Origin of the sequence: Streptomyces sp. 4N509B (genome assembly GCF_052245655.1) — a bacterium.
In the GTDB taxonomy this organism is placed as follows: Bacteria; Actinomycetota; Actinomycetes; order Streptomycetales; family Streptomycetaceae; genus Streptomyces.
In genome coordinates this window covers 14842-36326 of sequence record NZ_JBQQBZ010000014.1, presented here as the reverse complement: position 1 = coordinate 36326, position 21485 = coordinate 14842, and the positions used below count along the sequence as shown (strand labels likewise).

Below are 21485 nucleotides of genomic sequence, written 5' to 3'. Positions count from 1 at the left end.
CCCCCGCACCCTTCCGCACCCACCCTCGTACGCGACACGCAAGGAGTTCACCAGCATGAGCATCCCGAAGACCTGCGCCGTGATCGGCGCCGGAAGCATGGGCCCCGGCATCGCCGCGCTGCTCGCCCGTTACGGCTCCGAGGTCCGGCTCAACGACGTCAGCCAGGAAGCGCTGACCCGCGCGGAGGCCGTCTGCGCCGGCGTGGTCACCCACCTCGACGAGCTGGACGTGCCGGTGACGCCCGGCGGCTCGGTCCTCTTCGAGGCCGACCTCGCCAAGGCCCTGGCCGGGGCCGACTTCGTCATCGAGGCCATCCCGGAGAAGCTCGACCTGAAGAAGACCGTGCTGGCGCAGATCGAGGCCGCCGTCGGCGACGACGTCATCATCGCCACCAACACCTCGGGCATCCCCATCTCGGACATGGCGGTGGCCCTCACCCACCCCGGCCGCTTCATCGGCATGCACTGGTCGAACCCGCCGCACCTCATCCCCATGATCGAGGTCGTCCGGGGACGTGACACCGCCGAGGACGTCGAGGCGCGACTCGTCACCATCGTCGAGTCCTTCGGGTTCGAGGCGGTGCGCGAGAAGGAGGTGCCCGGCTTCATCGAGAACCGGGTGCTGTACGCCGTGCTGCGCGAGTGCCTGGCCCTGGCCGAGGAGGGCGTGGCCTCCCAGCGGGACCTGGACACCTGCGTGAAGTGGGGCATCGGCTACAAGCTCGCCGTCATCGGCCCCATGCGCCTGCTGGACATGGCGGGTCTCGACATCTACGAGGCGGTCGGCAGCTACCTCAACCGCGAGCTGTCCACCGAGACGGGCGTCTCCTCCCTGGTCACCGACCTCACCGCGCAGGGGAAGCTCGGCATGAAGACCGGCGACGGCCTCTACTCCTACGGCGAGGGCGACGTCGCGGCGAAGCGCGCCCAGATCGTGCGCGGCCTGGTGAAGGTGAGGAAGGCCCTCTCCTCGATCGAACCGGTCTGAGCGCCGCGATGACGACCGCCGACCCCCACGGCCACGGGCATGGGTACGGCCACGGGCACGGCCACGGGCAAGGCCCTGGCAGCGAGCCGCCGCCCGTCACGGACGTCGCGTTCGTGGACGCGGGCGGGACGCGGCTGTGCGTCCGCGACCAGGGGCCCCGGGACTCCCCGGATCCCGCGGTGGTGCTGCTCCACGGCACCACCGCGAACCTCGGCGTCTGGGACGCCGTCGTGGCCGAGCTGGGCCCGGGCGTGCGGACGCTCGCCGTCGACCAGCGCGGCCACGGTCGCAGCGAACGGCCCCCCGGCGCCGGGTACGGCGCGGCCGAGTACGTCGCCGACGTCGCCGCGCTGCTGCGGGAGTGCGTCGAGGGACCGGCCGTGATCGCCGGACACTCGCTCGGCGCCCGCAACGCGGTCGTCCTCGGCGCCCGCCACCCCGAGCTGGTGGCCGGCGTGGTGGCGGTGGACTACACGCCGTACGTCGAGCCCGAGGTGCTCGACGCCCTGGACGCCCGGGTCCGGGGCGGCGACCGGGCCTTCGCCTCGGCGGCGGAGGTGGAGGGCTACCTGGCCGCACGCTACCCGCTGCTGCCCGCCGCGGCGGTCGCGCGCCGCCTGCGCTACGGCTACCGGCAGGTGGCGGACGCCTGGCGTCCGCTGGCCGATCCGCGTGCCATGCGGCTGACCGTCGAGGGCCTGCGTCGCGACTTCGACGCCGAGACCCGCGCCATCCGGGTGCCGGTCACGGTGCTGCGGGGGGAGCATAGCCGGATCGTGTCGCGGCGCGCCTTCGACGCGACGGTGGCGTCGCGGCCCGACTTCCGCGCCGTGCACCTGCCGGGTCTCGACCACTACGTGCCGGAGGAGGACCCGACGTCCGTGGCCCGCGAGATCCGCCGCACGCTCGACGCCGCTGCGAAGCCCCGAACCCGGTCCTGAGCCCGAAGACCTCAGCCAGAAGACCTGAGCCAGAAGACCTGAGCCCGAAGACCTGGAAGGAACGAGTTCATGCCCCTGAACATCAAGGATCTCGCCGTGCGCGCACGCGAGTTCGGCCCCGGCGAGCGCATCCCCGACCGGCTCGCCGCCGACCACGGCAACGCCGTGCCCGGGATCGAGATCAGCGGCGTCCCGGAGGGAACGGTCGAGCTGGCGCTCATCGTCCACGACCCCGACGCGCCACTGCCGAACGGCTTCACCCACTGGGTCGTCTACGGCATCGAGCCCACGGGGACCACCGCGAACGTGATGGCGGGCGCCGCCGGCTCCGGGCACCGCGAGGGCCCCAACTCCCTTGGCGAGAAGGCCTGGTCGGGCCCCCAGCCGCCGCCGGGCCACGGCGTGCACCACTACTATTTCTGGGCGTACGCCCTCGACGCCCCCGTCTCGGGCGAGCCGACGCGGGAGGAGTTCCTCGCCGCGTACGGCGAGCACGTCATCGAGCAGAACCGGCTCGTCGGCACGTACTCCGCCTGACGCACCGCGGATCACCATGAGCGAGGAAGGGCAGCACAAGGTGAGGGAAGGACGGGAACGCACTCCCGGAGTGGACAGTGCCCGACGGGTGCTGAGGGTCCTCCTCCTCTTCACCGGGAAGAGCACCGAGCTGAGCGTGGAGGAGATCGCCCGCTCCGTCGACATCTCGACGCCCTCCGCGTACCGCTTCCTCTCCCTGCTGCGGGAGATGGACATGGTCGAGGAGAGCGGCCGTGGCGGCTACGTGCTCTCGCCGCGCATGCTCCTGCTGGCGCGCAGCGCCGAGCAGACGTTCCCGGTGTCCACGCTGGTGCGCCCGCTGGTGGAGCGGCTCTCGCGCTCCACGGGGGAGGCCGCGCTCGTGATCCGCCGCGTCGGCGACTTCGCGACCTGCGCGGAGATGAGCCAGCCGGAGCACACCGTCCGGCTCTCCTTCGAGCCGGGGCACATCATGAGCCTGCACCGGGGCGCGGGGCCGAAGGTGCTGCTGGCGGCCCAGGGGGAGGTGTGGGCGCGGCGGTACTTCGAACGGCTGCGCCCGCCTCCGCCGGACGCGGAGCGCGACTCGGTGCTGTCGGAGCTGTCGGGCATCACGGCCCAGGGCTGGTCCGGGAGCGAGGGCGAGGTCGACGAGGGGGTGTGGGCGGTGGCCGCGCCGATCGTGGTCGCGGGCCAGGTGCTGGCCTCGGTGAGCGTGGCGGGCCCCCAGTACCGGATCGACGAGGAGCGCGGTCGGGACATCCTGCGTCAGGTGGTCGAGGGCGCCGCCGAGCTCTCCGAATCCCTCAGCACCTGGCGCCTCTGACCGGCCCCTGTCCGGTCACTGGCCCGCCACGCCCGCCGGCCCCCGCCGCGTCGTGCCGGCGGGCGTGGCGGCGAGCGGATCGGCCGTCGGCCGTCAGCCATCAGGCGTCGGCCGTCAGTCGTCGGCCGCCTCGCCGAGGGCACCGAGCACCATGCGCGTCACGTGGTGCACGTGGCCGTTTCCTACGCCCTCCCCGTCGCCCCCAACGCCCTCGCCGACACGCTCGCGCTCCCCGACCACCTCTGACGGCGCCGGCGTTCAGGGCGTGGCAGGGGCCGGGGCCGGACGGGAGGCGTGGGACAAGCGCAGGTGCCGGCCCCGCCACCGTCGTCCCAGGCCACGGTCGTGGCTGACGAGGACGACGGCGCCGGGGAAGTGTGCCAGCGCCTCCTGGAGGTCCTCGGCCAGGGCGGGGGAGAGGTGGTTGGTCGGCTCGTCCAGCAGCAGCACGTCGGCGGGCTCGCTCACCAGCCGCGCCAGCGCGAGGCGTTGGCGCTGCCCGGTCGACAGCTCCGTGACCCGCGCCTCCAGCCGGTCGGCGGCGAACAGCCCGAGCGCCAGCAGCCGTTCGGCGTGCTCCTCCGCCGGCCCGGGCCGGCCCCGGGCGAACGCGTCCAGCAGGCTCTCGCCGGGCCGGCCGGGCTCCGGCTCCTGCTCCAGGTACCCGACGCGCCCGCGCCGCAGCAGCCGCCCGCCGTCGGGCGCGAGGCGGCCGGCGAGGACGCGCAGCAGCGTGCTCTTGCCCGCGCCGTTCGGCCCGGTGACGAGCAGCCGGTCGCCCGCCGCGAGGGCGACGTCGACCGGCGCGAGCCTGCCGGCGACGGTGACGCCCTCGGCGTCGAGCAGTGGCCCCGTCACGAGTCCGCCGCCGGTCGGCGAGGCCGCGAAGCGCAGCGGCTCGGGCGGCTCGGGCACCGGGTCGGCGAGCAGGCGGCGCAGGCGTTCCTCGGCGTTGCGGACGCGGCTGGCCACGGACTGCTGCACCCGGCCGCCGGCCCGGTCGTACGCCATCTTGTTGCCGTCCCGCATCGCCCGGCCTGGCGCGACGCGGCGGGCGGTGGTCTCGGTGGTCTGCCGCAGCCGCGCCACCTCCTCGCGCCAACGGGCGTGGTCCGCTTCCCAACGGCGCCGGGCCGCGGCCCGCTCGGCGAGGTAGCCGCCGTAGCCGTTGCCGTAGCGCACGACCTGGCGCCGGTCGGCGTCCACCTCCAGCAGGCTGGTGGTGACGCGTTCGAGGAAGACCCGGTCGTGCGAGACGGCGACGGTCGTGCCGCGCCGGGTGCGCAGGTGGTCCTCCAGCCAGACCAGGGCGGCGTCGTCGAGGTGGTTGGTCGGCTCGTCCAGCAGCAGCACCTCGGGTCCCGAGGCGAGGAGGGACGCCAGGCGGAGCCGGACCTGCTCGCCGCCCGAGAGGCCGCCCACCGTCCGGTCGCGGGGGAGGGAGCCGAGGCCGAGGCCGTGCAGGGCGCGTTCGACGCGGGCGTCGGCGTCGTAGCCGCCGCGCAGCTCGAACGACGTCAGCAGCTCGCCGTAGGCGGCGAGGGCGGTGTCGTCGCCGCCGGCCATGGCCGCCTCCAGGCGGCGCATGCTGGCTTCCATGGCGCGGAGTTCGCCGAGGGCGCGGTCGACGACCTCCTGGACGGTCGACCGTGGCGGCAGCCGCTCCTCCTGGGCGAGGTAGCCGATGCCGCCGGCGGCCTGCCGGACGACCTCGCCCTGGTCGGGCGCGCGGCGCCCGGCCAGCAGGCGGAGCAGGGTGGACTTCCCCGAGCCGTTCTCCCCGGTGACGCCGACGCGTTCGCCGGCGTGGACGGCGCAGGTGACCCCGTCAAGAACGGGGCGGCCGTGGTACGAGACGGTGACGGCGAGGGCCGTGAGCTGGGTGGGCACGAAGGATCTCCGAAGCGTGCGGGGACGGCGCGGCCGTCCGGGTCCGGGGGGCCGGGGGGACGCTTCGGAAGAGCATCGGCAACTCCACTAGTGCGACAGCTGTAGCGTTAGAATGCTGTCATGTCCCCCGGCACCGAGCAAGCGCCGCCCGCTGTGACGCCCGCCACGGCCCGGCGCCGCCCCGGCGGGCGCAGCGCCCACGTCCGCGCCCGGGTCCACGACGCGCTGCTCGCGCTCCTCGTCGAGCAGGGCTTCGACGCCCTCACCGTCGACGCGGTCGCCACCCGTGCGCGGGTGCACCGGACGACGGTGTACCGGCGCTGGCGCGACGTCGGCGGCCTGCTCGCCGACGTGCTGGACGCCGCCGGGGACGATGACTGGCGGCCCGCCGACACCGGCAGCCTCCGGGGGGACCTGACGGCGCTCAACGAGGAGGTCCACGCGGCGCTGACCGTCGAGCCCTCCGTCACGGGGGCGCTGATCGCCGCCTCGTTCCGCTCGACGGAGGCCGCCCGCGCGCTGCGGCGCTTCTGGGAGGACCGGTACGCCCGCTGCGAGGTGATCGTCGAGCGCGCCGTCGCGCGCGGGGACGCCCCGGCGGGCTCGGACCCCCGCGCGGTCCTGCTGGCCGCGACGTCGCCCGTCTACCACCACGCCGTGCTGCTGCGCACCCCGCCCGAGCCGACCCTCCCCGCCGTCGCGGCCCACGCGGCGGCCGTGGCCGCGACGGCGGGCGCGTTCCTGCCCGAGGGCGGCCGGGCCTGACACGCGGGGCGGGCGGGCGGGACGCCGTGCGGTGATCGGCGGCTCGGGTGGTCGGCGGCCGTCGGCGGCTCAGGTGGTCGGGCGGCGGGGGAGTCCGAGGTGGAAGCGGAGGAGACGGGCGCGGTCGGGGCCGAGCAGGCCCTCGGCGGCACGCAGCCGCGCGGCGAGCGCGTCGGCGACGGGCCCGTGCGGCATCGCGTAGGTGGTGGTGGCCTAGTACGTGAGCCAGTTCGCGAGGTCGGTGCGGGCGCGGCGGCGGATCGCGGGCGAGGGGTCGGCGACGAGGTCGAGGTCGGTGAGCAGCCGCGTCCACGTGTCCCGCGCGTGCAGCAGCCGGTACGCGGCGGTGCGGACGTGCGGCGGCCCGCCCGGGGCGAGGAGCGCGCGCAGGCGCGTCCGGTCGAGGCCGGACGCGTGGGGGCGCAGCGCGGACGTGACCTGCCGGACGACGGCGCCGGATGCGTCGGTCAGCATCGGCGCGAGGGTGTCGGGGTCGGCCGCCCCGAGGCGGCGCAGCGCGCGCACGGCCTCGGCCCGCCCGCGCGGGCGCGGGTGGTCAAGAAAGGCACGGACGAGGCCGGCGTCGTCGGCGGTTCCGGTCTCGCCGAGGCCCGCGAGGGCGCCGGGCTCGGGGGCGGGCGACGCGGCCAGGCGCCGGTAGTGCGCGGCCGGGTCGAGGCCGGTGGGGCGCAGCACGGCCCGAGCCACCTCCCGCACCACCGGGTTGCGGTCGGCGAGCGCGGCGACGGCGGGCGCGACGTCGCCGTGGCGGGCGAGCGTGTGGACCGCCTCCGCCCGCACCGACGCGGTGCCGCTGCCCAGCAGCGGCCTGACCCGTTCGACGGTCCCGGCCGCCACCGCCGTCCGCACCGCCGCCTCGGCGCACCGGAGCCGCGTCGGCAGGTCGCCGTCGTGGGCGGCGGCGCGGAGCATCGCCGTCAGGTCCAGCCGGCCGACGGCGAGCGCGGTCAGGTGCGCGGTGCGACGGGTGCGCCAGTCCGGGGCGGCGAGGGCGGCGGCCAGCACCTCCTCGGGTCCCTCCCGCAGCACGGCCTCGACGCGGTCGGCCAGCCAGCGGCCCTGACGCCGCTCCCACAGCGCCAGGGCGACCGGCGCCGTCGCGAGCAGGACGACGGCGGTGGGTTCGTCGAGGCGCTCGTCGAACGCGGCCCGCGCACGGTCACGGACGCGGGGCACCCAGTCGGCGGCCCGCAGCGCGAGCGCCGGCAGGGCCAGCGGCTCGTCGAGCTCGGCCAGGTGCGCGACGACGACGTCACGGACGAAGCCGTCGGGGTGGAACGAGGCGACCACGAGTCCGAGCGGCGACGGGTCGCCTCGCAGCAGCCGCCGCGCCGTGGCCAGCGACCAGCGCGGCGCCCGCCACCACGCGCGGCGCGTCGCCACGTCGAGGGCGAGCCACAGGCGTGGGGAGGCGCGTGCCAGCAGCCGTTCCGCTTCGGCGAGCACCGCCGGGTCGCCGTCACGGTCGACGGCCAGCAGGTGGGCCGCCAACTCCTCAGCCGACCCGCGCTCTCCCGACTCGACGGCCGCCGCCACCTCGCGCAGCCGTGACGCGGTCGGCCGCTCGGGCAGGTGGTCCTCGTGCAGGGAGGACGGCGAGCGGTGGGTGCGGAGCCGCCGCAACAGGCGCAGCCGAGGACTGTCGAGCACGGCGTTCCTCCCGTTTCTCCGGCGCGGCCGGGTGCCGGCCCGGCCGCGCCCGGAACGGGGCGGGGCGGGGCGGGACTTGAGGATTTCCGCGACCCCCGGCCCGTGCAAGGGAGTTTCCCGGGCACCGGGGCGACGCGCCGCTATGCCGTTACGCCGCGCCCGACCGCCCGGAGACCACGTGGTCGATCGCGGCGGCCAGGACGTCCATGCCCGCGTGCAGTTCGTCCTCCGTCACCGTCAGCGGCGGCGCGATGCGGAAGATGCCGCCCATGCCGGGGAGTTGGACGATGTTGAGGTGCAGGCCCCGGTCGAGGCACGCGCGGGTGACGGCCTGCCCCAGCTCGTGGGCGGGCGCCTTGCTCCGCCGGTCGGTGACCAGCTCCAAGCCCTGGAGCAGGCCGCGCCCGCGCACGTCGCCGACGACCTCGTACCGCTCGCGGAGCTCGGTGAGCCGCGCCGTGAGCTGCTCCCCGAGCTCCGCCGCGCGGGCGACGAGGCCGTCGCGTTGGATCACGCCGAGCACAGTCGCGCCGACGGTCGCCGCGAGCGGGTCGGACACGTGCGTGGTGAAGAAGAGGAACCCCCGCTCGTGGCAGCGCCGCTCGATGTGGTCGCCCGTGAGGACCGCCGCCACGGGCAGGCCGGCGCCGAGGGTCTTGGAGAGCGTCAGGATGTCGGGGACGACGCCGTCGCGTTCGAAGGCGTACATCGTGCCGGTGCGGCCGAGGCCGGTCTGGGCCTCGTCGAGGACCAGCAGCATCCCGCGCTCCTCGCACAGCTCCTTCAGCCGGGCGAGGTAGCCGGGCGGCAGCTCGATGATGCCGCCCGAGGACAGGACGGGCTCCACCAGGCACGCGGCGAGGCTGCCCGAGGACTGCTGGTCCACCAGCGCGAAGCCGTACTCCAGCTCCGCCCGCCAGTCGTGGGAGCCGTCGGCGGCGCGGAACGGCGAGCGGTAGGCGTTGGGCGTCGGCAGGACGAAGTTCCCCGGGGTCGGCGGGCCGTGGCCACGGCGCCCGGCCGAGAACGTCGCCGAGCCCGCGCCGTGGCTCATGCCGTGCCAGGAGCGGTCGAACGACACGATCTCGTAGCGGCCGGTGTACAGCTTGGCGAGCTTGAGCGCCGCCTCGTTCGACTCGGCCCCGGTGGTCAGCAGCAGCATCCTGCGCAGCTCGGGCGGCAGGGTGGCGGCCAGCGCCTCCGCGAGGTCGACGACGGGGCGGCTGAGCATGCCGCTGAAGAGGTGGTCCAGGCGCCCGACCGCCGTCGAGACCGCCGCGACGACGTCGGGGTGGGAGTGGCCGAGCACGGAGGACATCTGCCCGGAGGTGAAGTCGAGGATCGGCGCGCCCGCCTCGTCGTACACGTACGTGCCGGCGGCGCGCTCGATGACGCGCGGGGTGAACGAGGCCCCGTAGCGGATCAGCAGGCGGTCGGCGGCCTCCCAGAACTCGGTGTCCATGTGCGTTCACCCTCCAACGTCTGGAACAAGTAGTTCGAGCAGAGCAAGCAGAGCATGGAGAGCGAGCAGAGGAAAGCGGGCTGGGACGGCGGGATCCGAGACGGGAGCGTACGATCGTACGCTCCGGAGCGTACGATCGTACGCATGGTTGACTACTTCGCCGGGGACCCCCGCACCCACCACGAACGCATGCTCGCCGGTGACCTGTACGTGGCCGACGACCCGCAGATCATCGAGGCGATGGGCCGGGCGGCCCGGCTCTCCGCCGCCTACCAGGCCGCGTACGTCGAGGACCAGGAGGCCGCGCTGTCCGTGCTGACCGACCTGCTCGGCGGCCTCGGCCAGGACGCCCACGTCCGCCCTCCGCTCTTCGTCGACTACGGCAGCCACCTCACCATCGGGGCCCGCACCTTCGTCAACTTCCACCTCACCGCCCTCGACGTGGCGCCCATCCGCATCGGCGAGGACTGCCAGATCGGCCCCAACGTGCAGCTGCTGACCCCCACCCACCCGCTGGAGCCCGCGCCGCGCCGCGCCAAGCTGGAGGCGGCCCGGCCCATCACCATCGGCGACAACGTGTGGCTCGGCGGCGGTGTCATCGTGCTGCCCGGCGTCACCATCGGCGACGACAGCGTCGTCGGCGCCGGCTCCGTCGTCACCCGGGACGTCCCGCCCGGCGTCCTCGCGGTCGGCAACCCGGCCCGCCCCGTCCGGCAGCTGTAGGGGAGGGGAGGCGCACGTGGCCACCGGATACACCGACCCCGAGCGGCGCGACCGCATCATCGACGCCGCCCTCGACCTGGTCGCCGAGCAGGGCGTCGCCGGGATCTCCCACCGCAAGGTCGCCGCGCGGGCCGGCGTGCCGCTCGGCTCGATGACCTACCACTTCGACGGCATGGCGGAACTGCTGCGCGAGGCGTTCACCCGTTTCGTCGACGACCGGGCCACCGCGTTCGAGGAGCACCTCGCCCCCGCGACGACACCCGCCGAGGCCGCCGAGGCCGTGACCGACGCCATCCACCACATCGCCGTGGGCGACCAGCGGGCGCTGGTCCTCACGCTGGAGCTGTACACGCTGGCCGCCCGCGAGCCCGCCTTCCGGGAGCTGACCCACGGCTGGATGGCCCGCAGCCGCCGCTGCCTGGCACGCCACTTCGACGCCGACACCGTCCGCCAGCTCGACGCCCTCATCGAGGGCCTGTCGATCCACCGGGCCCTCGACACCGCCCCCCACTCCCGGGACCTCACCGCCCGGGCCGTCGCCCGCGTCACGGCGGGCACGCCGTAAACCGGTCGACAGCGGTCGCGGGGGTGGGGAGACTGCCCCGCATGTCACTGCGCTTCCACGAGATCGCCGAGGGCGACCACCGGCTGCTCAACCCGTTCAGCGAGGAGAAGTTCGACCTCCTCGCCCGGATCTGCCGCCTCGCCGCGGGCCAGCGGGTCCTCGACCTGGCCTGCGGCAAGGGCGAGATGCTGGCCCGGTGGGCGGAGCGGTACGGCGTCAGCGGCACGGGCGTCGACCTCAGCGAGGTCTTCGCCGAGGCGGCCCGCGCCCGCGCCGCCGAGCTGGGCGTCGCCGAACGGGTGACGATCGAACAGGGCGACGCGGGCGCGTACCGGGCGGAGCCGGCGGCCTACGACGTGGTGGCGTGCATCGGCGCCACCTGGATCGGCGGCGGGCTCGCGGGGACGTTGGAGCTGATGCGCCCGGCGCTGGCCCCCGGCGGGCTGCTGCTCGTGGGCGAGCCGTTCTGGCACGAGGCCCCGCCGCCCGGCGCGTACGAGTCGATCGGCGCGGGGCCCGAGGACTACGTCGAGCTGGTGGGGACGCTGGACCGCTTCGAGGCGGCGGGCTGCGAGCTCGTCGAGATGGTCCTCGGCGACCTCGACGAGTGGGACCGCTACGCCGCCTCCCAGTGGCTGACCGTCGACGACTACCTCACGGCCCACCCCGACGACCCGGAGGCGGCCGAACTCCGCGCCTGGTCGGCCCACGCCCGCCGCTCGTACCTGGCGTACACGCGCCGGTACTGCGGCTGGGGCGTGTTTGTTCTGCGCGTGCGCTAGGACCCGCGAGTCAACCGATGGGCCGCGCGTCGTGCGCCGCCGCAATAGCGTCGATGCGCGCCGCGAGGTCGAAGTCGGCCTCTGTGAGCCGGTGACCCGCGTCATGCGTGGTGATCCCGAACCGCACCGTGTCCCACCGCAGATCGATGTCCGCGTGGTGCCCGATCAATCGCTCAACGTCTGCGACGTGCACGATCATCGCGACGCCGCCGTGATACCGGATGCCGAACGATCGCGTGATCTCGTGCCCGGACCTCACCCATCCCGGGAGCGCCCGCAGCCGCTCTTCGATCTCCGTATCGCTCAGCGGCACTGGACTGTCAGCCACGTCGTCCCCCCTCGCTGATCGGTGCGAGCACCTCGGTCAGGTCGTCACCAGCAGCCGTATCCTGCCACGGCCTCATGGCGCGCTCCAGGGCACTCAACTCCCGCCGCATCCTGACTGACCTGGTGTCCACGGCGATGGCGGCGGCTTCCCGCGCGATGTCCACGGCTTGGTCGGGGTCCTGAGCGCGCGCGGCTGCGGTGGCCTGGCGTGCCAGGTACACGCCACGGTCCCGTCGTGCCGTCTCAGGTACCACGTCCAGCACCTGCGACCAGAGCGCGCCCGCCTCCTCACTCAACCCGAGCCGTCCGTAGCAGGTGGCCCGCTGCACCTCCAGGTAGTTCGCCGTGCGACGGCAAGCATTCCCCCACGGAATGTCGTCGTCCACCCGTGGCACCAGCGCCTCCGCCTGGTCAAGCAGGGCATCGACGGCCCGGCGGTCACGCGACAGCGATGCCCCGTGAGCCTGCTGCTGGAGAGCTAGGACGCGGACTTTCGGCACCAGAGCGCGAGGATGAGCGAGCGCGGCCTCGCACAGGTCGACAACGCCGAGGCCGTCGCCGAGGTCGGTACGGACCTGGGCCTGATTGACGAGGCTGTAGCCGATCAGCTGAGGGTCGCGGGAGCGCATGGCGACCTCCTGTGTGACGCCGCGCCAGAATGTCGCCGCTCCGAGGTCTCCGGCGTCCTGGTAAAGCCACCCGACCAGTGCGGCGTATGCGGCGCCGACGCGCAGCAGACCGCGCCGGGTTTCCCCGGCGGCTGCCCTGATCAGGCGGTCGATGAGCTCGTACTGGGCGGACACTGTGCCGATCAGGTCGTGAGGGCCAAGCATCATGTCCGCCCGGTAGTGCCCCTCCAGTTGTTTCTCGAAGTAGGTGATGAGCGCTGGGTCAACATGTCGTTCAGGGATGGGCCCGGCGGTGAGTGCTGCGGCGGTTGCGGTGACGAAGGATCGGCGCTTCACGTCGTCCTCCCGTTCCGGTGTGGCGTCCTGCCGAACCCATCCGTCCGGGATCTCGAAGCCGAGGTCCTCCGGCCATCGGCCGAACGCGGCGTGGAGGGCGGTGGCGTAGTCCTCGCGTGGCCAGCCTGGTTTGGGAGACTCCCACCGCCGCCACGTGCGTGGTGAGACCTCGAAGTATGGATCATCAAGGGCCTTGCGTCCTGCGGCTGATACTTCCCTTGCAGCGACCTCTCCGGATCGCCACCCGCGCTTCAGACGGGCGGCTCTCAGAGTGTCGTTGCTAGGGGCACTCGCATTGTGAGACGTCATGGTTCGCGCTTCCGAGCGTGGCCGCAAAGTGGCCGCGAAATGGCCGTCAGCCGGCCTAGTTGGAGGGCAGTATGCCCTCCGATCATCCCTGTATGGCTACCGGATGTACTTCCTTCGTGGCGGCACGGCAATGACGAGCGAGACGCGGCCTCATGTCGCCTCGTCCCTGCCTGTGTGGTTGCCGCCGTCTGATGTCTCCGCGCGACGCGTCGCGTGCGGTCTGTGGTGGGACGCCGTCAGAGTCCCGCAGGACATCGGCGCTGTCGTGCTGGGGGCGTTGGCGGGGCGGTCGGGGCCGGTGGTCGGTGACCGGTGTGACGGTGTCTTCAGTTGGCTGGTCGCGCCGGGTGCGGCCGATGGCTGGCGCGACACCCTGCCGGTGGAGGTGTACGGCGTCGCGTGCCGTCTACTCGTGCCGTCGCTGGGCGCATGCCCCACTCGGTGGGTGGAGTGGCTGGTTCAGCCGGAGCCGGGGTGGGACTGCCTGACCGACCCGGGCCTGTTGCACGCGGCGCTCACCGCCGCCGTTGTCTGTCGGGCGCGGCCGAGGTCGGGGCGGTGAGTGGGATGGTGCCGTTCTGCGGCTGGTGTCGGACGGTGCTCGGGGAGCTGGTCGTGGTCGGGTTCGTCGAGGCGAACTCCGGGCCTGGCTGGTCCCGCCACGCCTGTGGCGGGTGCGTGGACGCGTTCGGGATCGTGCCGGCCGACGAACAGCCGGTCGGGTGGCGTGGTGAGGTCACCTACCGGCCGACGGTGGGAGCGGTCCGGTGATCGGGGATCTCGGCGGCAACGGTAAGGAGGTGTTGCGGGACGTGGCGCATCCGTGGGTCGGGCGGCGGGTCGTCCATCCGGCCAGTGGGCGGACGGGGCGGTTGGGGCTGGTCATGCAGCACCTGCACTACGACGTCCTGGGCCGCGAGAAGCTGCTGTGGACCGAGGCGCACGTCCGACGCCTCGACGGCTCCGGCTGGGAATGGCGCTTCAACCTCGACGACCTCACACCCGCCGACGAACACCAGAAGCAGCGACCGGGCCCGGCCGGAGGCGCCGGCCGAAGACCGCCGTCGTAGAAGGATCCCGGCCGCCCCCCTGGCGGGGTGGCCGGGCAAGTCCCCCGACCGGACCAGCCCCGAGCGGCCAAGCGGCGCGCCGCCGCTCCCGCCCCGGTCCGCCCCTTCGCTGGGGTGCCGCAACGCGGTGAGGGACACCCGCCCACCCCGGGACAGCTGATTCACACCCACAACCCCCGGGGTGGGCGGACCACCAAGACCCCCGCCCGGCCGAACGCCTCCCCGGCCGCGCGGGGACGCCGCCCGCCCCGCCAATCCCCCGTACAGGCCGGGGCGGGCGGCACCACCCCCCATCCCGTCCACCAGAAGAACAGCCGCGCGCCCGGAGCGCGGTCCTCGGCTCGTCGGGCGTCAACGAGCCCCCTGGGCGTCGCGGGAGCGGAGTCGCTACGGGTAGAAAGGAGGGAGGTGACAGGAATGCCCGATCCGATCAACGGCCATGACGTCGGCGGAGACGAGATCGTCACCCTGCCGGACGAGGGCAAGGACGACGACGAGCAGGACGGCGATGGCAAGTAACGCTGTGGACCCGAGCGAGCCGCCGCGTCCGGTGGACCTGATCCTGCGGACGTTGCCGGACCGGCAGCCCGCGTCGCGCTGGTGCGGGAAGCACCCGAGGCCGCGCACGGCCCGCGTGCTGCGGGCGGCGTGGGTGTGCCGGGACTGCGTGCGGGAGGCGTCGCTCGGCTCCTGAGAACAGGTCGGTATCCGAGAGCCGGTCACCCGCCCCCGTCGGTCATGGCGGCGGGGCGGGATGCCGTCCCGACCAGCGGGCGAGGCCGGCCGGCTGGCCGGTGACCGGCTAGACGATCAGTTCCAAGGGGTTCAGTGGTCGTATGCGGTGAGTGCCCGCATGACCGGCTGCCGGTGTGACCGTTGTGCCAGATGGCGGCGGTGAGCGCGAGGACGCGCCGCAGGACGCGGACGGCTACTGACGTTGGACTCCCTCGTCGCATGCGCGCAGACGATGTCCTGACACCGATCATTTATGTGCCGTGCGTCTGCGGGCCCGTTCCCTGGCCTCCTCGATCAGCGCGTCAGCGACCAGCAGTCGCGGCAAGAGGTCCGGTTCGAGTGTCATCGCGCGGAAGACGAGCGCGACGGTCACGTCGTGGTCGGGCCGGTGCACGATCTCGACGGGGTCGGAAGCCCGGATGTCTCCCGGCTCGATCACGCGCAGGTAGGCGCCCGGCACCGCGGCCTGGGTGAACCGCTTGATCCAGCCCTCTCGCTGAAGCCAGCCCTGGAACGTCGCGCACGGGATCCGCGCGCACGACACCTCAAGGACCACGTCCGGCCCGATGCGCCACCGTTCGCCGATCAGGGCGCCGTTGACGTCGAGGCCGAGGGTCGTGAGGTTCTCCCCGAAGACGCCGTTGGCGAGCGGCCTGCCCAGCTCGGCCTCCCATCCGTCGAGATTCTCGCGGGCATAGGCGTAGACGGCCTGGTCGGTACCGCCATGGTGCTTCACGTCGTAGACGCGGTCGCCTACGAGACCGACCTCGCCCGTGCCCTTGGGTCCGGGCGTGATGACGGCAACCGGGCCGTCAACAGGCCGCTTGTCGATGCCTGTCGCGCTGAGGCCCTTCCACGGGTTGGGTCGGGGCTTGCCGACATTGACGGAGAGCAGCTTCATGCGCGCGACGGTACGGGTCCTCTGCACGCCGGGGCGACCCATTTCCCTGCCAACCCCATGGAATCGATCATCCAGAGCAGTTCGACGCGGTCGCGGTACGGGCGTCACCGCGCCGGGGGCGGGCCCTCCTGCGGCCGGCCGGCGACGCCGGGGCGCCGCTGCCAGGGCCGGGGCCCCGACGGCGGCCGGTACTCGACGCCGAGCGCGTCGAGCCGCGCGTAGTGGGCCGCGCCCATCCGCCGCTCGAAGTCGGCGACGTCCCGCTCGGCGGGCGGCGGCAGGGGACGCCAGGCGACCTCGGCGAAGGCGGCCAGGCGCGGGAAGGCCATGTAGTCGACGACACGGGCGCTGTCCATGACCTCGGTCCAGACGTTGGCCTGGACGCCGATGACGTGCGCCGCCTCCGCCTCGCTGAGGACGTCGGGCACCGGCTCGAAGCGGTAGACGTCCCGCAGGGTCCGCACGTGCGCGATCGGGGTGGGCTCGTCGGGCCCGCCGGCCTGCCGCCAGTCGAGGTAGGTGTGCTGCTCCGGGCACATCACGACGTCGTGGCCGGCGCGCGCCGCTGCCACGCCGCCCGCGTAGCCCCGCCAGGACGAGACCACCGCGCCCGGGGCCAGACCGCCCTCAAGGATCTCGTCCCAGCCGACGAGCCTGCGGCCCCGCTCGGCCAGCCAGCGGTCGAAGTGGCGCACGAACCAGCTCTGGAGCTCGTCCTCGTCGCGCAGGCCCAGCTCCCCGATGCGCCGTTGCGCGGCGGGGCTGGCGCGCCACTGGTCCTTGACGCACTCGTCGCCGCCGAGGTGGACGTAGGGGGAGGGGAAGATCTCCAGCACCTCGGTGAGGACGTTCTCGTAGAACGCGAGCGTCGCGTCGGAGACGTTGAGCGCGTGGGGGTTGATGCCCCAGCCGTCCCACGGGTCGAGGGAGGCGGTGTCGACGACGTCGGCGTTGCCGAGCTCGGGGTGGGCGGCGATGGCGGCCTGGGAGTGGCCGGGCACGTCGATCTCCGGGACGACCGTCACGTGGCGCGCGGCGGCGTAGGTCACGATCTCGCGCAGGTCGTCGCGGGTGTAGAAGCCGCCGTGCGGACGCTCGTCGAACGGGGCGTCGTCGCCGAGACCGACCCGGCTGCGGGCGCGCCAGGCGCCCACCTCGGTGAGCCGGGGGTACCGCTCGATCTCGATCCGCCAGCCCTGGTCGTCGGTCAGGTGCAGGTGCAGCACGTTGAGCTTGTGGGCGGCGAGGAGGTCGACGTAGCGCAGCACGCCGTCCTTCGGCATGAAGTGGCGGGCGACGTCCAGCAGCATGCCGCGCCAGGAGAAGCGGGGCGCGTCCGCGATCCGCACCGGCGGCACCCGCCACGGGCCGTCGCGCAGCGGGGCGCGGCGGAAGGCGTCGGGGCCCAGCAGCTGCCGGAGGGTCTGCGCGCCCCAGAAGACGCCGGCCGGGCCGCCGCCCTCGATCAGCACGCCGGAGGCGTCGGCGAGGAGCTCGTACGCCTCGGTGCCGCGCGCCGCGAGGCGGTCGACGACCCGCAGGGTGACGGCGCCGGCGTGGGCGGTGGCGTGTGGAGAGGAGGCCGGCGCCAGGGGGAGGCCCGTCGCCGCGCCGAGCGTGGCGGTGAGCCAGCGGGCGGCGGTCCCGCTCGCCTCGTCCGCGACGACGCGGGTGCCGGGTCCGAGCACGAACGGGCCGTCCTCCGAGGGACCTGCGCGGAACTCCAGGGGCGCGGGAACGAGATCCATGGGGCTGACCTTTCGGCTGGAGACCACGGCGAGGGTAGAGGCGTATTCGGCCACCAACAAGAGGCCACGGCCCCGAGGCGCCCCGGGGGAGGGGAGACTGGTCGGCATCATGTCCGAGCTCACGTCCGACCTCGCATCCCGGCCGCGGACCCGCGCGCCCCACCCCGTGCGGGCGGCGGCGCGGCTCGTCCTGTCGGCCTGGGGGCGCCTGGCGCTGTTGGCGTTGGTCCTGGCGGCGGGCGCCGTCACCGCCGCCGTGGTGGGGGTGGACCGCCTGCTGGACCTCGGGGACGGCCCCGGCACCCCGGGCGTCGGCGCCGGGTTCCTGTTCGTGGGGCTCTACGCGGTGGGCACGCTCGCGTTCGTTCCCAAGCCGGCGCTCAGCGCGGGCGCCGGCGCCCTCTTCGGCTTCGGCGCGGGGCTGCTGGTGGTCGCCGTGGGCACCACGCTGGGCGCGCTGCTCGGCTTCACCGCCGGGCGGCTGCTCGGGCGGGACGCGCTGCGGCCGTTGCTGCTGCGGTCGAAGGCCCTCGCGACGCTGGAACGGCGCGTGTCGGACCGTGCCTTCGCCAGCGTCCTCGTGCTGCGCCTGCTGCCGGTCGTGCCGTTCGCGGCCGTCAACCTGAGCGCGGCGCTGTCGCGGATGCGGTGGGTGCCGTTCGCGCTCGCGACCCTCCTCGGCACGCTGCCGGGGAACGCGGCCTGGGTGCTGGCCGGCTCCTCGGCGACCGAGCCGTCGTCCCCGCAGCTGTGGATCCCCGCCGCCGCTGCCGTTCTGGTGGGGCTGGTGCCCCTCGTGCGTTCCGTCCTCCGCAGCCGCAGCCGCAGCCGCAGCCGCAGCCGCAGCCGCGGCGGGCGCCGGTAGCGGGCGCCGGCAGCGGGCGCCACGGTCAGGGGCGGACCGCGCCATGGCCGGCCCGTCCTCGCGTCAGCCGTCAGCCGGCTCCGGACGATGGATGCCGCGTGGACGGTAGCCGAGGGCGTCGGCGACGCCCGCGAGGTCTGCCAGGAGCCAGACGACGGCCAGCCACATCTCGGTGCCCTGGAGGCCCGGCACGGTCGCCGAGGCGCCCGAGGTGGTGGGGTGCGGCGCCTGGAAGCCGAAGCCCCGGCCGTCGGTCCAGTGGCCGAGGGCGTCGGCCAGCAGCGTGCGGGCGAGCGCCGTGACCTCCTCGGTCCGGTGGCCGGTTTCACGGGTCAGCCACAGCGGGTGGGCGATGTCCAGGATGTTGCAGGCGTTCTGCCGCTCGGGGCGGGTCCACCGCGGCTCGCGGGCGTGTTCCAGCACGGTGTCGACCACCCGCTCCGGGTGCGGCACCGGCAGGCCGAACTGGGCGAACGTGCCACGCGAGGCGCGGTAGAAGCCGTTGACGACCTGGAGCAGGCCGTCGGTGGGGCGCGGCGCGCCCCACAGGCCGGTCCGCGGGTCGGCGTGGCACAGCAGCCAGCCGAACAGCGCCTCGAACGCGCCGGGGCGGCCCGGCGCGCCGAGGCGGCGGTTCCACAGGAACGCGGTGCCCAGGGTGTCGACCCAGGCGCCCGCGTGCCAGGCGCGATCGCGCCACGGCTGGCGTTCCAGGCCGGCCACCACCTCGGCCGCCTCCGCCTCGGCCACCACGTGGACGGGGGCGGCGAAGCCGCTGCCGAGGAGGTCGAGGGCGTAGCCGACGCACAGCACGTGGTAGGCGCCGTCGTCGTCGAAGAGGCCGGCCTCGGGGAGGCGTTGGGAGCCGTCGGGCAGCAGCGGGCCGACCATGCCGGTGGCGGGGTCCTGCCAGGAGCGCAGCCGCCGCACCTGCTCGTCGGCCGGCAGCTGGGGCGGTGCGTGGCCGAGCAGCAGGTCGGCGATCTCGATCGCGTCGCACTGGGCGCGCACGGTGGGGGCGGCGCCGGGGGTGTCCGTGAACGCGCCGCCCAGCGCGCCCGGGTCGAAGCGGTGGGCCAGGATCTCCTCGGCCTGGGAGCGCGCCCGGTCGGCGAAGGAGGCGGCGGCGCCGGCCAGGTCACCGTCGGCCGTGGTCCGGGCCGTGGCCTGGGCCGCGCCCCCGGCCGGGGACGTCGTCGGGGACGTCGCCGGGGAGGTGACCGCGGGGCGCAGTTCCGGGACGCGCCAGCGCAGCACCCTCGCGGGGTTGCCGCCGACGACCGCGCCCGCCGGGACGTCCTTCGTGACCACGCTGCCCGCGCCGATGACGGAGCGCTCGCCGACGGTGACCCCGTCCAGCACGACGACGTGGGACCCGATCCACACGTCGTCGCCGACGCGGATGCCCCGGGAGGTGGTGGGCTGACGGAAGACCTCGGTCTCGGGGTCGGACACGGTGTGGTTGAACGCGAGGAGCGAGGTGTGGGCGCCGATGCGGACCGCGTTGCCGAGGTCGATCTCGCCGCGCACGACGGTGTAGGCGTTGATGGTGCAGTCACGGCCGGCCCGCAGCGCGCCGGTCAGGTACGCGCCGGCGGCGACGTAGCTGCGGGGCCCCAGCCGCAGCTCCTCGTTCTGCACCGAGGCGAGTTCGGAGACGAAGCAGTCCTCGCCGAAGGAGTAGCCGGGGTTGCGTCCGGTCAGCCGGCGTTGGAGCGCGAGCTGCCGGGCGCGGTCGTCCTCGTCGCCGTCGAACCAGTAGAGCCAGGGAGAGTAGTCGAGGCGACGCCGGTCGAACGGCGTGTCGTCCTGGGTGGCTTCTGTGTCCGTCATCTCGTCCGTTCCGATGGCTGACCGTGTGACGGCGGGCGGTGTCGCATCACTGTACGGGCCGGATCTCGGACGCCCGGCGGCGGGCGGCCAACGGGGCGGCCCACGGCGGCGGCTCAGCGGGCGCCGGCCGCGTCCCGGAGAACGAGGCTGCGGAGGGCCGCGAGGTAGTCGGCGCGGGCGGCGTCGTACCGCTCGACCAGCGGGTCGCGGATCCAGCCGCCGACCAGGTCGCTCCATCCGGCGGTGTTCATGGTCGTGTCGAGGATCCGCCGGATCTCCGCCTCCGGGATCCTGCCGCTCTCCCGCAGGCAGAACTCCAGGAGCTCCCGCTCCTCGTACGCTCCCCGCTCCTCGTGCTCCCGCTCCTCCTCGATGGCGTCCCACCGGGTGAGGTGGTCCCACGCGACCCACGCGGCGTCGTGGGCGGGGTGGTCGCAGTGCTCGGCGTTCCCCGGGCACCAGCCCTTCTCCAGCGACGCCAGCGCCGACCGGAGGACGGCTCGCCGCAGGGCGCAGCGCTCCAGCTGGGAGCACCGCGCGCGCAGACGGCGCGCGAGGGACACCGTGTCCCCGCTGCCCAGCAGCTCCACCGTGGTGAAGGACCGGCGCACGGCCAGGCTGGCGTGGCCGAGGTCCCGTTCTACGAGCGCGTCAGCCGCGTCGAGGAAGTCCCGGTGGATCGCGATCCGCGCCGCGCGCCGCTCGTCCCCGTTTCGCCAGCGTCCTCGCGCCGCGTCTGCTGCCGGTCGTGCCGTTCGCGGCCGTCAACCTGAGCGCGGCGCTGTCGCGGATGCGGTGGGTGCCGTTCGCGCTCGCGACTCTCCCCGGCACGCTGCTGGGGAACGCCGCCTGGGTGCTGGCCGGCTCCTCGGCGGACACCCCCCTCCTCGCCGCGGCTGTGGATTCCCACGGCCGTGGGCGTCGGGTTGCTGGGCGTCGTGCCCCTGCGCCGGTACCTGCCGCGCGGATACCGGCCCAGGCGCGGGTCGGGCGGCGCGGGTCAGCCCAGCGAGCGGAACAGCTCCTGACACGCCTGCTCACAGCGCCGGCACGCCTCCGCGCACACCCGGCAGTGCTCGTGGTGCGCGGCGTGACGCTCACACTCCTCGGCGCACGCCTTGCACGCCTGCGCGCACGCCTGGAGCAGCGCGCGGGTCAGGTTCGCGTCGTATCCGGTGTGCCGGGAGAGGGCCCGTCCCGTGGTCGCGCAGACGTCGGCACAGTCGAGGTTCGTGCGGACGCACTTGGTCAGCTCGCTCACCGCCTCCTCCGACAGACAGGCGTCCGCGCAGGCCGTACAGGCCTGGGCGCATGAGAAGCACTCCTCGATGCACCGGGCCAAGGTCCCGCGGTCCACCCCACCGAGATCGGCCGGGTACGTCTCCAGCATGTCCTTCACCGCAGTGGTCACGGTGCGCCACCTTTCGGGTTCGACGTCCGGGCCAGTGCTGCCCCACGACAGCCGTGAGCCCCTGTCCATGCCGCCCGAGTACCTGCTCCCGCCGGGACGAAACGGGCGAGCGGCCCCAACGACCTCCCGTCCCCCGCCCCGTGCGCCTCGCCTGTGCCGTCCTCGCCGTGGACGAGGAGGCCGCGCACGGTT

Annotated in this window: 23 protein-coding genes and 2 pseudogenes; 13 read left to right on the top strand and 12 right to left on the bottom strand. The window is 74.3% G+C overall.

The genetic code is table 11. The features are described 5' to 3' along the window. The first annotated feature begins 55 nt into the window (after nucleotides 1-55). From ACTWP5_RS15345 to ACTWP5_RS15330, 4 genes are all read left to right on the top strand, one after another. Nucleotides 56-988 carry a 3-hydroxyacyl-CoA dehydrogenase NAD-binding domain-containing protein gene (locus tag ACTWP5_RS15345; RefSeq protein ID WP_443221497.1) on the top strand — a complete coding sequence of 311 codons (933 nt, stop codon included), beginning with the start codon at nucleotides 56-58 and terminating at the stop codon, nucleotides 986-988. A gap of 8 nt (nucleotides 989-996) precedes the next feature. Continuing rightward, a complete protein-coding gene (locus tag ACTWP5_RS15340; protein WP_443221496.1) occupies nucleotides 997-1929 on the top strand; it encodes an alpha/beta fold hydrolase in 933 nt (310 codons plus the stop codon). Between the two features lie 69 nt (nucleotides 1930-1998). After that, nucleotides 1999-2466, top strand: coding sequence for a YbhB/YbcL family Raf kinase inhibitor-like protein (locus ACTWP5_RS15335; RefSeq protein WP_443221495.1), 468 nt, complete (start codon nucleotides 1999-2001; stop codon nucleotides 2464-2466). 70 nt (nucleotides 2467-2536) lie between these two features. Continuing rightward, the gene (locus ACTWP5_RS15330; RefSeq protein ID WP_443221494.1) at nucleotides 2537-3271 is read left to right on the top strand and encodes an IclR family transcriptional regulator; all 735 of its coding nucleotides are present in this window, start codon (nucleotides 2537-2539) and stop codon (nucleotides 3269-3271) included. A gap of 258 nt (nucleotides 3272-3529) precedes the next feature. Here the strand turns inward: ACTWP5_RS15330 and abc-f are convergent, their stop codons facing one another. Then, the gene (abc-f, locus tag ACTWP5_RS15325) at nucleotides 3530-5161 is read right to left on the bottom strand and encodes a ribosomal protection-like ABC-F family protein (RefSeq protein ID WP_443221493.1); all 1632 of its coding nucleotides are present in this window, start codon (nucleotides 5159-5161) and stop codon (nucleotides 3530-3532) included. A 120-nt stretch (nucleotides 5162-5281) separates the two neighbouring features. On the opposite strand from abc-f, the gene ACTWP5_RS15320 reads away from it, so the two are divergent. Then, the gene (locus ACTWP5_RS15320) at nucleotides 5282-5926 is read left to right on the top strand and encodes a TetR/AcrR family transcriptional regulator (protein WP_443221492.1); all 645 of its coding nucleotides are present in this window, start codon (nucleotides 5282-5284) and stop codon (nucleotides 5924-5926) included. A gap of 69 nt (nucleotides 5927-5995) precedes the next feature. Here the strand turns inward: ACTWP5_RS15320 and ACTWP5_RS15315 are convergent, their stop codons facing one another. The 3 genes from ACTWP5_RS15315 to ACTWP5_RS15305 all read right to left on the bottom strand — a co-directional run bounded on the left by ACTWP5_RS15315 (nucleotide 5996) and on the right by ACTWP5_RS15305 (nucleotide 9059). Continuing rightward, nucleotides 5996-6121 (bottom strand): hypothetical protein, encoded by a 126-nt coding sequence (locus ACTWP5_RS15315; RefSeq protein WP_443221491.1) that lies wholly within the window; start codon nucleotides 6119-6121, stop codon nucleotides 5996-5998. Between the two features lie 18 nt (nucleotides 6122-6139). Then, nucleotides 6140-7597: a hypothetical protein gene (locus ACTWP5_RS15310; RefSeq protein ID WP_443221490.1), complete on the bottom strand. Its 1458-nt coding sequence runs from the start codon at nucleotides 7595-7597 to the stop codon at nucleotides 6140-6142. A 148-nt stretch (nucleotides 7598-7745) separates the two neighbouring features. Next, nucleotides 7746-9059, bottom strand: a complete 1314-nt coding sequence (locus tag ACTWP5_RS15305; RefSeq protein WP_443221489.1) for an aspartate aminotransferase family protein — start codon at nucleotides 9057-9059, stop codon at nucleotides 7746-7748. 144 nt (nucleotides 9060-9203) lie between these two features. On the opposite strand from ACTWP5_RS15305, the gene ACTWP5_RS15300 reads away from it, so the two are divergent. Genes ACTWP5_RS15300 through ACTWP5_RS15290 form a run of 3 tightly spaced genes read left to right on the top strand, consistent with a single transcriptional unit; the run spans nucleotide 9204 to nucleotide 11129 of the window. Next, nucleotides 9204-9782 carry a sugar O-acetyltransferase gene (locus ACTWP5_RS15300; RefSeq protein WP_443221488.1) on the top strand — a complete coding sequence of 193 codons (579 nt, stop codon included), beginning with the start codon at nucleotides 9204-9206 and terminating at the stop codon, nucleotides 9780-9782. 16 nt (nucleotides 9783-9798) lie between these two features. After that, the gene (locus ACTWP5_RS15295; RefSeq protein WP_443221487.1) at nucleotides 9799-10347 is read left to right on the top strand and encodes a TetR/AcrR family transcriptional regulator; all 549 of its coding nucleotides are present in this window, start codon (nucleotides 9799-9801) and stop codon (nucleotides 10345-10347) included. Nucleotides 10348-10388: 41 nt separating this feature from the next. Next, the gene (locus ACTWP5_RS15290; protein WP_443221486.1) at nucleotides 10389-11129 is read left to right on the top strand and encodes an SAM-dependent methyltransferase; all 741 of its coding nucleotides are present in this window, start codon (nucleotides 10389-10391) and stop codon (nucleotides 11127-11129) included. A gap of 10 nt (nucleotides 11130-11139) precedes the next feature. On the opposite strand, the gene ACTWP5_RS15285 is transcribed toward ACTWP5_RS15290, so the two are convergent. Next, complete coding sequence (locus tag ACTWP5_RS15285; protein WP_443221485.1) at nucleotides 11140-11457, bottom strand: 4a-hydroxytetrahydrobiopterin dehydratase; 318 nt, start codon at nucleotides 11455-11457, stop codon at nucleotides 11140-11142. Next, the gene (locus tag ACTWP5_RS15280; RefSeq protein ID WP_443221484.1) at nucleotides 11450-12421 is read right to left on the bottom strand and encodes a Twin-arginine translocation pathway signal; all 972 of its coding nucleotides are present in this window, start codon (nucleotides 12419-12421) and stop codon (nucleotides 11450-11452) included. Before ACTWP5_RS15280 ends, ACTWP5_RS15285 begins: the two co-directional genes overlap by 8 nt. An 867-nt stretch (nucleotides 12422-13288) precedes the next feature. On the opposite strand from ACTWP5_RS15280, the gene ACTWP5_RS15275 reads away from it, so the two are divergent. The 3 genes from ACTWP5_RS15275 to ACTWP5_RS15265 all read left to right on the top strand — a co-directional run bounded on the left by ACTWP5_RS15275 (nucleotide 13289) and on the right by ACTWP5_RS15265 (nucleotide 14494). After that, nucleotides 13289-13501 (top strand): hypothetical protein, encoded by a 213-nt coding sequence (locus ACTWP5_RS15275; RefSeq protein WP_443221483.1) that lies wholly within the window; start codon nucleotides 13289-13291, stop codon nucleotides 13499-13501. After that, nucleotides 13498-13800: a hypothetical protein gene (locus tag ACTWP5_RS15270; RefSeq protein WP_443221482.1), complete on the top strand. Its 303-nt coding sequence runs from the start codon at nucleotides 13498-13500 to the stop codon at nucleotides 13798-13800. Before ACTWP5_RS15275 ends, ACTWP5_RS15270 begins: the two co-directional genes overlap by 4 nt. Nucleotides 13801-14308: 508 nt before the next feature. Beyond that, the gene (locus tag ACTWP5_RS15265) at nucleotides 14309-14494 is read left to right on the top strand and encodes a hypothetical protein (protein ID WP_443221481.1); all 186 of its coding nucleotides are present in this window, start codon (nucleotides 14309-14311) and stop codon (nucleotides 14492-14494) included. A 131-nt stretch (nucleotides 14495-14625) separates the two neighbouring features. On the opposite strand, the pseudogene ACTWP5_RS15260 reads toward ACTWP5_RS15265, so the two are convergent. From ACTWP5_RS15260 to ACTWP5_RS15250, 3 genes and pseudogenes are all read right to left on the bottom strand, one after another. Further along, nucleotides 14626-14744 (bottom strand): annotated as a pseudogene (locus ACTWP5_RS15260) (IS982 family transposase); the annotation flags it as partial. A gap of 38 nt (nucleotides 14745-14782) precedes the next feature. Next, the gene (locus ACTWP5_RS15255) at nucleotides 14783-15436 is read right to left on the bottom strand and encodes an MOSC domain-containing protein (RefSeq protein WP_443221480.1); all 654 of its coding nucleotides are present in this window, start codon (nucleotides 15434-15436) and stop codon (nucleotides 14783-14785) included. Nucleotides 15437-15540: 104 nt separating this feature from the next. Next, the gene (locus ACTWP5_RS15250) at nucleotides 15541-17184 is read right to left on the bottom strand and encodes a beta-N-acetylhexosaminidase (RefSeq protein WP_443221479.1); all 1644 of its coding nucleotides are present in this window, start codon (nucleotides 17182-17184) and stop codon (nucleotides 15541-15543) included. A 109-nt stretch (nucleotides 17185-17293) separates the two neighbouring features. Between ACTWP5_RS15250 and ACTWP5_RS15245 the strand changes: the two genes are divergently transcribed. Then, nucleotides 17294-18049: a TVP38/TMEM64 family protein gene (locus tag ACTWP5_RS15245; protein ID WP_443221478.1), complete on the top strand. Its 756-nt coding sequence runs from the start codon at nucleotides 17294-17296 to the stop codon at nucleotides 18047-18049. 63 nt (nucleotides 18050-18112) lie between these two features. Here ACTWP5_RS15245 and ACTWP5_RS15240 read toward each other — a convergent pair whose 3' ends face one another. Together ACTWP5_RS15240 and ACTWP5_RS15235 are read right to left on the bottom strand one after the other, a co-directional pair. Beyond that, a complete protein-coding gene (locus ACTWP5_RS15240) occupies nucleotides 18113-19882 on the bottom strand; it encodes an acyltransferase (RefSeq protein WP_443221477.1) in 1770 nt (589 codons plus the stop codon). Between the two features lie 113 nt (nucleotides 19883-19995). Beyond that, a complete protein-coding gene (locus ACTWP5_RS15235; protein WP_443221476.1) occupies nucleotides 19996-20493 on the bottom strand; it encodes a hypothetical protein in 498 nt (165 codons plus the stop codon). Between the two features lie 104 nt (nucleotides 20494-20597). On the opposite strand from ACTWP5_RS15235, the pseudogene ACTWP5_RS15230 reads away from it, so the two are divergent. Next, nucleotides 20598-20738, top strand: a pseudogene (locus ACTWP5_RS15230) (hypothetical protein); the annotation flags it as partial. Nucleotides 20739-20882: 144 nt separating this feature from the next. Here the strand turns inward: ACTWP5_RS15230 and ACTWP5_RS15225 are convergent. Next, entirely contained in the window at nucleotides 20883-21293 is a 411-nt protein-coding gene (locus tag ACTWP5_RS15225; protein WP_443221475.1) for a four-helix bundle copper-binding protein, read from the bottom strand. Nucleotides 21294-21485 lie beyond the last annotated feature (192 nt).

Excerpts from the sequence above, each read along its gene's own strand:
- ACTWP5_RS15345 (WP_443221497.1), top strand. The coding sequence starts at position 56 with ATGAGCATCCCGAAGACCTGCGCCGTGATCGGCGCCGGAAGCATGGGC.
- ACTWP5_RS15265 (WP_443221481.1), top strand. The coding sequence starts at position 14,309 with ATGGCAAGTAACGCTGTGGACCCGAGCGAGCCGCCGCGTCCGGTGGAC.
- ACTWP5_RS15250 (WP_443221479.1), bottom strand. The coding sequence starts at position 17,184 with ATGGATCTCGTTCCCGCGCCCCTGGAGTTCCGCGCAGGTCCCTCGGAG.
- ACTWP5_RS15320 (WP_443221492.1), top strand. The coding sequence starts at position 5,282 with ATGTCCCCCGGCACCGAGCAAGCGCCGCCCGCTGTGACGCCCGCCACG.
- ACTWP5_RS15290 (WP_443221486.1), top strand. The coding sequence starts at position 10,389 with ATGTCACTGCGCTTCCACGAGATCGCCGAGGGCGACCACCGGCTGCTC.
- ACTWP5_RS15305 (WP_443221489.1), bottom strand. The coding sequence starts at position 9,059 with ATGGACACCGAGTTCTGGGAGGCCGCCGACCGCCTGCTGATCCGCTAC.
- ACTWP5_RS15240 (WP_443221477.1), bottom strand. The coding sequence starts at position 19,882 with ATGACGGACACAGAAGCCACCCAGGACGACACGCCGTTCGACCGGCGT.
- ACTWP5_RS15255 (WP_443221480.1), bottom strand. The coding sequence starts at position 15,436 with ATGAAGCTGCTCTCCGTCAATGTCGGCAAGCCCCGACCCAACCCGTGG.
- ACTWP5_RS15335 (WP_443221495.1), top strand. The coding sequence starts at position 1,999 with ATGCCCCTGAACATCAAGGATCTCGCCGTGCGCGCACGCGAGTTCGGC.
- ACTWP5_RS15315 (WP_443221491.1), bottom strand. The coding sequence starts at position 6,121 with ATGCCGCACGGGCCCGTCGCCGACGCGCTCGCCGCGCGGCTGCGTGCC.
- ACTWP5_RS15300 (WP_443221488.1), top strand. The coding sequence starts at position 9,204 with ATGGTTGACTACTTCGCCGGGGACCCCCGCACCCACCACGAACGCATG.
- ACTWP5_RS15340 (WP_443221496.1), top strand. The coding sequence starts at position 997 with ATGACGACCGCCGACCCCCACGGCCACGGGCATGGGTACGGCCACGGG.
- ACTWP5_RS15245 (WP_443221478.1), top strand. The coding sequence starts at position 17,294 with ATGTCCGAGCTCACGTCCGACCTCGCATCCCGGCCGCGGACCCGCGCG.